The organism is Treponema sp. UBA753, from assembly GCF_002297325.1.
Lineage (GTDB): Bacteria > Spirochaetota > Spirochaetia > Treponematales > Treponemataceae > Treponema_D.
On record NZ_DBKJ01000043.1, the window covers coordinates 1 to 11,569 of the forward strand.

At 41.4% G+C, this 11,569-nt stretch carries 15 protein-coding genes; 7 read left to right on the top strand and 8 right to left on the bottom strand.

What is annotated here, in order from left to right; genetic code table 11:
* From B4C08_RS03560 to B4C08_RS03570, 3 genes are all read left to right on the top strand, one after another.
* On the top strand, window positions 1-635 hold a 635-nt coding region (locus tag B4C08_RS03560; protein WP_296662949.1), incomplete at its 5' end, for a hypothetical protein.
* A 22-nt stretch (window positions 636-657) separates the two neighbouring features.
* Window positions 658-1,596 (top strand): formylglycine-generating enzyme family protein, encoded by a 939-nt coding sequence (locus B4C08_RS03565; RefSeq protein ID WP_296662951.1) that lies wholly within the window; start codon window positions 658-660, stop codon window positions 1,594-1,596.
* Window positions 1,597-1,843: 247 nt separating this feature from the next.
* Complete coding sequence (locus tag B4C08_RS03570) at window positions 1,844-2,389, top strand: HRDC domain-containing protein (protein ID WP_296662954.1); 546 nt, start codon at window positions 1,844-1,846, stop codon at window positions 2,387-2,389.
* Between the two features lie 120 nt (window positions 2,390-2,509).
* Here the strand turns inward: B4C08_RS03570 and B4C08_RS03575 are convergent, their stop codons facing one another.
* Entirely contained in the window at window positions 2,510-2,722 is a 213-nt protein-coding gene (locus tag B4C08_RS03575) for a hypothetical protein (protein WP_296662959.1), read from the bottom strand.
* Window positions 2,723-2,848: 126 nt separating this feature from the next.
* Between B4C08_RS03575 and B4C08_RS03580 the strand changes: the two genes are divergently transcribed.
* A complete protein-coding gene (locus tag B4C08_RS03580) occupies window positions 2,849-3,796 on the top strand; it encodes a reverse transcriptase/maturase family protein (RefSeq protein WP_296662962.1) in 948 nt (315 codons plus the stop codon).
* Window positions 3,797-3,869: 73 nt separating this feature from the next.
* On the top strand, window positions 3,870-4,964 hold the full coding sequence (locus B4C08_RS03585) for a hypothetical protein (protein WP_296662965.1): 1,095 nt from the start codon (window positions 3,870-3,872) through the stop codon (window positions 4,962-4,964).
* A gap of 91 nt (window positions 4,965-5,055) precedes the next feature.
* Here the strand turns inward: B4C08_RS03585 and B4C08_RS03590 are convergent, their stop codons facing one another.
* The 5 genes from B4C08_RS03590 to B4C08_RS03610 form a co-directional block, all read right to left on the bottom strand.
* Window positions 5,056-6,201 carry an ATP-binding protein gene (locus tag B4C08_RS03590; RefSeq protein ID WP_296662968.1) on the bottom strand — a complete coding sequence of 382 codons (1,146 nt, stop codon included), beginning with the start codon at window positions 6,199-6,201 and terminating at the stop codon, window positions 5,056-5,058.
* A 122-nt stretch (window positions 6,202-6,323) separates the two neighbouring features.
* A complete protein-coding gene (locus B4C08_RS03595) occupies window positions 6,324-6,524 on the bottom strand; it encodes a hypothetical protein (RefSeq protein ID WP_296662971.1) in 201 nt (66 codons plus the stop codon).
* 15 nt (window positions 6,525-6,539) lie between these two features.
* Window positions 6,540-6,773, bottom strand: coding sequence for a zeta toxin family protein (locus tag B4C08_RS03600; protein ID WP_296662975.1), 234 nt, complete (start codon window positions 6,771-6,773; stop codon window positions 6,540-6,542).
* Window positions 6,739-7,008 carry a zeta toxin family protein gene (locus B4C08_RS03605; RefSeq protein WP_296662978.1) on the bottom strand — a complete coding sequence of 90 codons (270 nt, stop codon included), beginning with the start codon at window positions 7,006-7,008 and terminating at the stop codon, window positions 6,739-6,741. The genes B4C08_RS03600 and B4C08_RS03605 overlap by 35 nt, the downstream gene beginning before the upstream one ends.
* A 64-nt stretch (window positions 7,009-7,072) precedes the next feature.
* Window positions 7,073-7,294, bottom strand: coding sequence for a hypothetical protein (locus B4C08_RS03610; RefSeq protein ID WP_296662981.1), 222 nt, complete (start codon window positions 7,292-7,294; stop codon window positions 7,073-7,075).
* Between the two features lie 210 nt (window positions 7,295-7,504).
* Between B4C08_RS03610 and purM the strand changes: the two genes are divergently transcribed.
* Window positions 7,505-8,614, top strand: a complete 1,110-nt coding sequence (purM, locus tag B4C08_RS03615) for a phosphoribosylformylglycinamidine cyclo-ligase (RefSeq protein ID WP_295798022.1) — start codon at window positions 7,505-7,507, stop codon at window positions 8,612-8,614.
* Window positions 8,607-9,233: a phosphoribosylglycinamide formyltransferase gene (purN, locus tag B4C08_RS03620; RefSeq protein ID WP_296662984.1), complete on the top strand. Its 627-nt coding sequence runs from the start codon at window positions 8,607-8,609 to the stop codon at window positions 9,231-9,233. Before purM ends, purN begins: the two co-directional genes overlap by 8 nt.
* On the opposite strand, the gene B4C08_RS03625 is transcribed toward purN, so the two are convergent.
* Window positions 9,230-9,946, bottom strand: a complete 717-nt coding sequence (locus tag B4C08_RS03625; RefSeq protein WP_296662987.1) for a tRNA threonylcarbamoyladenosine dehydratase — start codon at window positions 9,944-9,946, stop codon at window positions 9,230-9,232. The two genes, purN and B4C08_RS03625, sit on opposite strands and share 4 nt — an antisense overlap.
* Before the next feature lies 1 nt (window position 9,947).
* Entirely contained in the window at window positions 9,948-11,420 is a 1,473-nt protein-coding gene (locus tag B4C08_RS03630) for an OmpA family protein (RefSeq protein ID WP_296662989.1), read from the bottom strand.
* Window positions 11,421-11,569 lie beyond the last annotated feature (149 nt).

Consider the following 11,569-nt stretch of genomic DNA (forward strand, 5'->3'; position numbering starts at 1 on the left):
CCTCTGAGACTAAGAAAAACAAAATTGTTTCATTCCTGTTTATAATACAGCAGTGCATAGAGCAGCTTTTTAATGAGAAGAAACCATTTGAAAACACATATTACTCAGATATAAAGAAAAACGATTTGAATCGGTTTGATATTGCTTCTACAAATTATTCTGAGATTGATGGCTTGAATATAACGTTCTTAAACGGCGCAACAAATAAGTATCTTGATTTGAAAAGTTTTGACATTGTTTGCGGTGAGCAGGCAGAAAAAGTTAAGTCCTGCGTTCCGTTTATCTTTCCGCAGACAGCGCTAAAGCCGTTGGTTTCAATAGATTCCATCTCTCCTTTTGTTGATGTTTATAGCAGATTCAAAGAGTGTGAAAAAATCGCTGTTGTTGGATTCGGGTTTAACTATGATGATGTCTTACTAAAATCAATGTTCCATAAACTGATTTTAGACGGGAAAAGGGTTGTTTATTTTAGCTATGGGGAAAAAGAAGAGGAAGTCCTTAAGAATTTGGAGAAAAAGTTAAATATCGTAGAAAATAGCTCATCTCTGAAAGTAAAGAAAATTGACAAAAATCGAAATGTTATCAAAGACAATAAAAACTGCCAAAACTGGCTTGAATATCTTGAGCAAAACTAATTAACAAGGAGTGTAAACAACTATGAAACTAAAAAAAATATTTTTGATTTTAGCAGGTCTTGTGGCTTTTTCATCAGCTTTAACCGCGAAAAGCGACTATGAGTATTTGCTTGGCAAATTTGGGCCACTTATGGAAGCACGAAAAGCAGAACGAGAAGCAGCCGAAAGAGAAGAAAAAGAAAGGCAAGAAGCAGAGGAGAAACAAAAGAGACTTGCAGAAGAAGAGCGAATTGTAGCTGAAAAAAGAGCTGAGTTAATAAAAAACGCTGAGCATATAAAATCCATAGATGTTTGCTTTGTAAAAATACCAAATCAGAACTATTCGATGATGATGACAGAGATAACTCAAAAGCAATGGCAGACAGTCATGGGAAATAATCCGAGTGAATTTATGGGCGATGACTTGCCTGTAGAAAGCGTGAGTTGGATTGATGCCGTTGTGTTCTGCAATAAGCTGAGTGAAAAAGAAGGCTTGAAGCCCTGCTATTCGTATGAGGAAACTTCAAGTGTTAGAAAGTGGAAATTCTTAAAAGAAGATTTTCGGGAATGGTCTGATAAAAAATGGAAGAAATTTAATGAAAACTTTGTCTGCAATTTCAACGCCAACGGCTACCGCCTGCCTACAGTGGAAGAATGGCGCTATGCGGCAGAAGGCGGAATAAGCTATAAATACAGTGGCAGCGACAATCTGGATGAAGTGGGCTGGTATGATGGCAATAGCGGAAATAGGACACATCCAGTTGCGCAGAAAAAGCCTAACGGCTACGGACTGTACGACATGAGCGGCAGCGTGTGGGAGTGGTGCTGGGATTCCAACAGCGACGGCCTACGCTATTACTGCGGCGGCAGCTGGATCAGCCGCGCCAGCTACTGCGAGGTGGGCGATCGGATCAACAACTACGCCTATATCACCAACAATTACCTGGGCTTCCGCATTGTCCGCTCTTCCAGCAAAAAATAGGCGAGCTGCAGCGGTGCAGAGCCGGTGTAGCGCAGGCGGCAAGCCGTAGCGTAACAGGCACGGAACAGCTGCAGCGAGCAGGCGGTGTTGTAAAAAAAAGACAGATTCCCGCATTGAATGCGGGAATGACATATAACCAATAGCGGGAATGACAAATTAGCAAGAGTGTGAATGTCATATAAGCAAGCCTTATAAAGTTGTATGTCATTCCCCGGCTTGACCGGGGAATCTATGTGGAGGAGAATTTATGGCCTTACTGACCCAGTTCATGACGTTTTTTGTAAGCCCGTTCAGCGAGCCTTCAAGCCACGCGGAGCTTAACAACTTTCTTAAGTCCTGCCGCATAATAAATGTGGAAAAAAGGCTCATAGATGGCGAGCGCGGCACAGGCTGGATTTTTCTTGTGGAGTATTCGGACAACGCAGGAACAAAGCCTTCATACACGATGAGTTCAAAAGTTGACTGGCGCGATGTCTTAAATCCGAGCCAGTTTGCAGTCTATGACCTGCTCCGCAAAAAGCGCAAGGAAATCGGCGAAAAGACAAAAATTCCCCTCTACGGAATCTTGAGCAACGAGCAGCTTGCGCTTATGGCGCAGAATCCGCCAAAGACAAAAGAGGAGTTCATAAAGATAAAAGGAGTGAGCGAGCAGAAATACAAGCAGTTCGGAGAAGAGTTTCTGGAAACAGTAAAATCGGCTTTGCTTTGCGCAGAGCAGACGGAAACAGCTTCGGCGGCTGACAGCGCAAAAGAAGATTCCGCTGAAAATAAAAATCAGCTGGATATATTCTAGGAGATCGAGTGTCATTATCGGGCTTGACCCTGCGATGTTTCTGAAAGAAACTCGGTTGATAATCTATTGCAAATAAAAAAAGCAGATTGTCGTATCAAGGTACGACAATGACAATGAGCTTTAAATATTTAGGAGCAAGCCTCTGGAAAAGTTTTCGGCTGGGATTCCAACAGCAACAGCAAACGCTATAACTGCGGCGGCAGCTGGAACAACAACGCCAACAACTGCGAGGTGGGCAATCGGAACAACAACAACGCCTATAACACCAACAACAACCTGGGCTTCCGCATTGTCCGCTCTTCCTCTAGCTCCGCAATAAACATGATTTGTCAATTTTGCGGAACCGGCTTGTTCCTGTAAACAGATGTTTACGAAAAACAGAATGTTTACGAACAGTTTTTTGCCGTGCTGTGCTGGTAGCGGTAAGAATAAACGCGAACGCTCAGCAGGGCAGCTTTTATGAAACGTGCAGGAAATTTATTTGAGCAGATTACAGACTTTAACAATCTTAGGGCGGCTTACCTGAAGGCCCTAAAAGGTAAGCGGCTTTCAAATTCCGCCCTGATTTTTGACTTAAAGACTGATGAGAATCTTTACAGGATAAAAAAGGAGCTTGAAAGCGGAGAGTATAAAATTGGAAAATACCGCCAGTTCAAAATCTACGACCCCAAGGAGCGGATTATAACCGCCGCACGCTTTGAGGACAGAATTGTTCATCACGCAATAATGAATGTGCTTGAGCCGGTTTTTGAAAAGCAATTTGTTTTCCATACCTACGCCTGCAGAAAACAAAAAGGCACGCACAAGGCTATTCAATATGCGTTTAAAAAGGCTGGAAGCTGCAAGTATTTTCTGAAGCTCGATGTGCGGAAATATTTTGACTCTGTTCCGCATAAAAAGCTCAAGGAGCTTCTTTTTAGAATTATAAAGGACAGAAAATGTCTGGCATTGCTTTTTGGGGTTATAGATTCCTACAGCGTTTCAGACGGACTCGGGCTTCCGATTGGAAACCTTACAAGCCAGTTTTTCGCGAACTATTATCTTTCGCCGCTCGACCATTTTGTACTGGAAAAGCTAAAGCCTAAAGGATACGCGCGCTACATGGATGACATTGCTGTTTTTTCGGACTCGAAGACCGCACTAAAGAACATTCTTTTCGAAATGCAGAAGTTCATAGAGCCGTTCTCGCTTTTGTTCAAGCAGCCGGTGATTAGCTCGTGCAGGGCCGGCGTTCCGTTCTTGGGATATTCAGTCTCAGGCAGGGGAATTTCGCTTTTGGGCAGGACACGCAGAAGAAAGGCAAGAAAAATCAGGTGGCTGGCCTACGAGTTCAGACAAGGCTTGATTGACGGGGAGAAACTTGCGGACAGGATAAGCTGCATGGGGATTTGCAGTTCTTTAATATAGAAAGAAACGTGCGGATTTGTTGAATTCCGTGTGTTTTTAATAGATACAATTTCATTTTAAAAGGAGTAAAAAAATGAAGAATGTAAAAGAGTATTTGAGCAAGGCTGGCGGCTTTATAAACAGGCTGCCTTTTGCAAATCTTGCAGAAAAGTATCTGGGAAAGGTTTCAGCCTTAAAAAAGGTTATTCCGTATGCAAACTATATTGCCTGCGGTGTTGCGGCTTTAATAGTTGTTGCAGTTGTAAGCAACATTGTTGCGCCGGGAATTAAATTCAACAAGTGGATGAAGGTCATTGAAGGCGCTTACGAGGAGGAGACCAGCAATTTTCAGTCTGTTGACTTTATGGGCGAGTACAGCAAGGCTCTTGATGAAGCTGTTTCCCAGATGAACGAATGTTCAGACGACAGAAAAGGCTTGGAAGAGCTAAGAGAAAATAAAAAAGACTATCTTGAGCAGCTTTCAGATGTCAGGGACAGGCTTGAGAAAATGTCAAATGAGTTCACGGACAAGTTTTCCGCCAAAATGAATGAGGCGGGAAACCCGAGCTTTAAGATGTCAAACAAGATGATAAAAGAGTACCAAGACAAGCTTGCAAAGCTTGTTCCAGCTTCTTCTGACTTGATGGAAAATTATTTCACAATCAACTCAGAAATATATGACGACTTCTGCGACAAGTTTGAAGAAAAGTATGCTGAAAAGCTCAATAAAATAAATGAAGCCATAAAAGAAGCTGACAGACAGGCGTATTTGAGCTATCTAAAAAGAACGCTGCCGGGAAAATGGAGATTTGATGATAACAAAGACGACATAAAAGGCTTTGCGGAACTTGTTTTCAAAGGCGACGGAGCGTCCGGAGAGTTCTCTTATTACTATCATAAAGATGCTGGCACAAGGAAAGAAATAGATCTTAGTGATCGTTTGGTTTTTTCTGTAGTTGATGCTCCTATTGAACGAGGATATATCTTGATAAAAGTACCAGAGGAAGAATTCAAATATTCCGGCACATATACAATGCCTGAAAATACTGCATATCTAAAGATTGGTTCTTCTTCTAGCAAAAATACGCCAGAAAAGAAAGCAGGAGATACATTGCAGTCCCGTGTAAGCTTTGAGGATTCGAACACCCTCTATTTTGACGGAAAAATGTTCAAGCGCGCTAGAAAGTAGAAGCTGATTTGTGCAAAAAGAAATTCCCGTGCTGCTTGCACGGGAATGGAAAAACGTTCTGCTATTTATGTTCCGGCTTCAGAGTGCCGAGTTAATTTTCCGTAATAAATCCGATGTAGTTTTCTTTGGTAATTACTGAAAATGGAATCTCAGGATAATTGTTGGAGAATGTAAGCGGACACTTTGCGCCGGATTTTTTTGAACTGTATTTGAATTCAAAGGCGGAAAAAACTCCGTCCTTTTCTTCTATAAAATCAATTTCCTGTTTTTGGGTTGTGCGCCAGAAATAGTACTTTTCCTTTCTGTTGTGAAATGCATTATTCTTGATGCGTTCGCTTATTAGAAAATTTTCCCAAAGTCCGCCGATGTCTGTGCGCAGGCTGCACGGAGAAAAATTATTAATGACAGCGTTCCTTACTCCGTTGTCGTAAAAATAAATCTTTATGCTTTTCTTCAGTTCATTTCGCACATTCCGGCTGTAAGAATGAAGATGAAAGATGACAAATGCTTTTTCCAGCAGATCAATATATCTTTGTACAGTCAGGCTATCAATTCCAAGTAAGCTGCTTAGCTCGTTGAAAGAAACCTCGCTTCCTACCTGCAAGGCTAGTGCCTGAACAAGTTTTTCTATAATAGCGGGTTTTCGTATATCCTGAAATTCAAATACGTCTTTATAAAGATAGCTTGAGACAATGTTTGAGAGAATCTCCTTTTCATCACCGGGATTGTTAACAACATCTGGATAAAATCCGTAGACTAAGCGGGTTTCCAGTTGCCTGATTTCATCAAGCATGGATGAATTATGGACAAGCTCGTTCGTGGAAAACGGAAAAAGATTGTACTCAAATTTTCGCCCAGTCAGAGGCTCATTCAATGTATTGGAAAGATCTAGGGACGAAGAGCCTGTTACCGCGAACTGCACATCTTGGAAATTTTCGTAGAGGATTTTCAAAATAAGCCCGATATTTTTTACACGTTGCGCCTCGTCAATTACAATGAATTTTGACTTTCCGATAAGCGGCCTAAAGTACGCAGATGATTCTTTAGTAAGCATAGAGCGTACATCGCTTTCATCGCAGTTCCAATATTGCGCCGTGTCTAAAAAGCCTGCTTCTGAAATCATTGACTTAAAAAGAGTTGTCTTTCCTACTTGGCGAGGTCCAATTAATATTATAATTTTCCCTTTTCCGATTCTTGATTTAAGAATGCTCTTTAAATCGCGTTGAATTTCACTCATGATGCTAATATAGATGAAAAAGCCCGGCTAATCAATAAATATTATAATATTTTTCGATTATATTCTTAAATTATTATAATATTTTTCGATTAGGCTGACATTGCTCGTTTGACCGGGTAATATTATGACATTTTATTATACTTGGATTTTCCCTCAAGGACATCTTCAATCATTTTGACATCAAACGGTTTTCCGCCTTCAGAAGAAAATATTTTTCTTACAACAAACGTATTTCCTTTCGGAAAACGCTCATATATTTCAAGGCTGTCGGCAAAGCCTGACTCGTATACTGCCTTTATCTTTTCTGGAATCTGTCTTATCACAATGTCATGGTGGACCTAGTCAACTGCCCTTGCAAGAAGCGGATTCGTCTCCCTCATTTTTTCATAGCGTTCCTGGCATGACTTCCAGCTGGTCTCCCTGTCGCATATCTGAATCGCAATTCCTGTCCTGTATCCGGCCTGCTTCATCTTTTTCAAAGTCGAGACAGGTGTCGCGGAAGTGCGGAATGTTCCCTCGACAACAATGTTGTATTTTTCAGATACAGCCTTGTCTATAAGCACTTCTGTCATTCGTCCTGAAAATTTCGATGTGTATTTTTTTTGGGGGGGGGGATTCCTCTTTGTAAAGATTCTGGATTTCCTCAAAATGAGGATGATAAGGACGGAAATCATCGCCTGATATGGAAATTATATTCTTGTTCAGCCTTGCAGAAAGCATATTTGTAAGCGTTGTTTTTCCAGCTCCCGGCTGACCGCCTAGAACAAAGCCTTCTGGAGACACCTCTGCCTCAAGAAATGGATTCATCAATTTTATCTGATTCCAGACAATCTTGAACTTGTCATTAAACTATTCATTTGTGCAATTCAGTTCATTGATAAGATACATGGCTACATGCTCCCAGCTGCTTGATTCTTGTGGTCGTGGCCTTATAATCAATATCATTGAAATCTGTATTTATCAGAGTGTGCTTCAGCCGGCACAACGCTCTTTCTGAGTCTGTCCGCTCATCGCTATTATTCCTGTTGTGCAGCATGGCAAGGCTGTAAGAAACAAGCTCCAAGAGAACATCCTTTTCCATTATTGTAGCCATAGGCACGCCTCCAAACACAAATTCTATTCTCCACAGTATTATTTTGTCAAGTTCTGTTTTTAGGGCTCCAAGCGCAGACATGAAGCTGTGGCTTTTGTTTTGCGCAGATTATCTTGATATTCCCGATTTTAATGTGTCAATTTTCTTGTAATTGAACAATAAATAAATAAACTGTATATTATAAAAACAATTTTTTTAAGGAACGGAATCATGGCGGAAAAATTTGACTACAAGAAGGCTGGCGTTGATGTTAACGAAGGCTACAAGGCTGTTGACAAATACAAGAAACAGTCTGAGCGCGCAAGAATCCCAGGGCAGCTTACAGAGCTTGGCGCATTCAATGGAATGTTTGCAGTTCCAAAGAATATGAAGAATCCTGTGATGGTTTCTGGAACAGATGGAGTTGGAACAAAGCTGGACATTGCTTTTCAGATGGGAATCTATGATACAGTTGGAATTGACTGTGTTGCAATGAGCGTTAATGACATTCTTTGCAGCGGCGTAAAGACTTCATTTTTCCTTGACTATATTGCCTGCGGAAAGCTTGATTCAAAGGTTGCCGGCGAGCTTGTAAAAGGCGTAACTGACGGCTGCGTAGATGCGGGCTGTGCTCTTCTTGGCGGCGAAACTGCTGAAATGCCAGGTTTTTACGATGACGGAAAATACGATTTGGCTGGCTTTGGAGTTGGCGTTGCAGATAAATCTGACATTATTAATGGAAGCAAAATAAAAGAAGGCGATGTTTTAATCGGTCTTTCTTCCACAGGTCCGCATTCAAACGGATACTCTTTAATAAGAAAGCTTGTTACAGACTTTGAAGAGAAAATTACAATCGGCGGAAAAGAAAGAAAAATCGGAGAAGTGCTTCTTACTCCTACACGCATTTATGTGCGCCCTGTTATGGACGTTTTGAGCAAGTTCAGGTCAAGTGTTCACGGAATGGTTCATGTTACAGGCGGCGGATTCTATGAAAATGTTCCGCGTATGTTCCCTCATGCAAAAGAAGGCAAAAAGCAGCTTGTTGCAATGATAAAAAAGGATTCTTGGGAAGTTCCTGAAATTTTTGATGAGCTTATAAAGCGCGGCGCAGATCCGGAAAATGTTTTCTCAACTTTCAATATGGGAATAGGATTTGTTCTTGCGGTAAGCAAAAAAGATTCTGCGGAAATCCTAAAAAGATTCAATGCAAATGCAAAGAAATTCGCTGTAAAAGGCGCTCCTGTTATGAAAGCCTATGAAATCGGCTACGTTGGCCACACTGACAAAGTTATCAAGGGCGAGTTCAAGGGCAGCAAGGAAATGACACAGTTCTATGTTTAAGACTGCTGTTTTGGTTTCCGGCGGAGGAACAAATCTTCAAGCTCTTATAGACTATCAGAACTCTCATGCGGACTGTCCTTACAAGATTGACGTTGTTATTTCAAGCACAAAAAATGCCTATGCGCTTGAGCGTGCAAAAACTGCCGGAATTGACTGCGTTGTAAAAAGTCCTTTTTCTGTTATGGGAAAAGAGGCGGCGCAAAAAGCTTTGCGTGAAGAAAAAAATGCTGCGGTTTCTGATGCGATTCTTGAAGAGTGCAAGTTCCGTGGAATTGACGGAATTGTTCTTGCTGGCTACTTGAGCGTTTTGCAGGGAAAAATAATTCAGGAATATAAGAATAAGATTATAAACCTTCATCCAGCTCTTTTGCCTAAATTTGGTGGAGTAGGAATGTGGGGGCATAATGTCCATGAGGCTGTTCTTGCTGCAAATGAAAAGGAAAGCGGATGCACGGTTCATCTTGTGGACGGCGGATGCGATACAGGAAAGATTCTTGTGCAGAAAAAAGTTCCTGTAATGCCCGGCGACACTCCGGAATCCTTGTATGCAAGAATCGCTCCAAATGAACACGAAGCCATTGTTGAAGGCCTTCTTATGCTTTGTTCCGCAAGTCTCTAGGACTTTACAAGGTCTTTTATTACTTCACCTGCGATTATCAAGCCAGCTACGGGTGGTACAAATGATGTGCTTCCGGGAGCTGGTCTTCCTGCATTTCCTTTTGTTTCTGCGGAACTGTCATAGATTATTTTTACAGGCTCTTCCTTTGAGTAAACAACTTTAAGTTTTTTTATTCCGCGTTCTTTTAAGGCTTTTCGCATTGCGCGGGCAAGAGGACAGACGCTGGTTTTGTAAATATCTGAAACTTCAAGCTGTGTCGGGTCGATTTTGTTTCCGGCTCCCATGCAGCTGATTATTTTTGTTCCGCATTTTTGCGCTTCTTCTGCAAGCGCGATTTTTCCTGCGACTGTGTCAATTGCATCTATTATATAGTCGTAGTCTGAAAAGTCGAAAGTTCCTTTTGTTTCCTGCGTGAAAAAAACTTTGCGTGTTTTTACTTGTGCCTGCGGATTAATTTCAAGAATGCGCTCTTTTGCAACGTCAACTTTGTAAAGTCCTATTGTTTTGTGAGTTGCTATAATCTGGCGGTTTATGTTTGTGAGGCTTACAGTGTCGCTGTCGATTAAATCAAAACTTCTGATTCCGCTTCTTGCCAAGGCTTCAACTGCGTATCCTCCAACGCCGCCGATTCCGAACACTGCTACTTTTGAGCGCTTCAGTTTTTCAATTCCGGCCTTGCCAAAAATAAGTTCTGAGCGTGAAAACTGGTTCATGCTATTCTCTTAGAATGTAGCTGCCTTTTGGCATGATTATGATTTCTACACGACGGTTTAATGCTCTTCCCTGCGGAGTGCTGTTGTCTGCCACTGGCTTTGTTCCGCCGAATCCTCTGTACGTGAATAAATTTTTGTCTATTCCGTTTGAAACAAGCTCCTTGATTATTTCCTGCGCGCGCTGAATGCTCAAGGTCATTTGTCCGTTCGGCTTGTTTACGTCTGCTGTGTGCCCTTCAATCAGGATTGTGTATTCGCCTGAAGACGTGGCTTTTTTGAGTGATTCTGCAATTTGTGCGATGCGTGGTTTTTCCTGCGGAAGAAGTTCGTAGGAGTCAGCAATAAAGCGTAAGTTCTGCATTGTAATTTGAATTCCTGTGAGAACTTCGTTCAGGTCAACATCTGGAATTTTGCGCTCAAAGAAATATTTTTTTATCTGGTGATATGCAATGTAATAATTCTTGTCTTTTTGCGGCACAGAAACTTTATGCTCAAGCTGCTCCTTGTCCAAAAGAATTACAACTTTTCCCTTTTTTAGAAGCTCCACATTTTTTTCAACGGAAGCAATTCTTAAATAGTCTTCTTTTGAAATTACAGGATCGCATCTGTTTATTCCATAGACTTTTTTTACGGTAATCCAAAGCGGATCTTTTCCGGCTCTTCCGTCATAATCTTCTATAAAATCGGAGCTTGAGTATTTTACGATTCCTGATTTTTTTGCTATTTCAGGCTGAACCATGTTGCGTTCGTATAACAGCTCCATGTCTTCTGTCCAGACTTTTGGGAACAGACACGGATAAACTTCGCTTTCTATGAATTCTCCGTGGACTGGAAGAGAGCCGCGCGCGTCAAGGACAATTCCTGTGTATTCCCTGGATGCAACTTGATCAATCGGCTGCATTTTTTTGTATGGCGTGTGGTGCTTTACAAGGCTTGAAGAAATGTCGTTCAAGTTGATTGTGTGCTTTGTTAAAAGAAGTCCGTCTTTTGTAAATACTGCTGGAGTTTTTTTGCTGTTGTCTACAATTCTTGTAAGGCTTTCAAGTGTAACCGTTCCGTCTAGAACAAGGTCACCGAGTGTTTTTGCATCGTCCACGTAAAGGGAAAGCAGCGGATTTTTTACAAGAATCGGAAGCTTCATTTCAATTTCTTTTACAGAAGTTGATTTTCCGCTTGGAAGAGGAATTCCGGCTTTTTCAATGTTAAAAGCAACGTCCGAGGCAAATGTGTTTTTTGTCCAGTTTACAAAGCTAGAAGATGTCATTACGGCATCTTTTTCTGAAACGTGTCCTTGCGCTTGGGCTGCCATGATTGATTCGCGCTCAATTTCTATGTCTGAATATGGAACGTAGACAGACGGAACTGGTTCTGTTGTTTCCGTGGAAAAGTCTAATTGCTCTATGTAGCTTTGGCCGAAGATACAGGCGCATGAGATTATTGCTGCTGTGGATAAAATAAAATTCTTTGTATTCATAAAAAGTCCGCTGTTAAATTTTCGGCATTTTAATAGAAAAATCAAGTTGATAAATAGTCCAAACTTCAATTTTTATGGTTGCATATTTTTTTAGTTATGCTATACTTGCGCATTATAAAAAGCTAGGGGTTGTGCTGTATAGGCGGGGG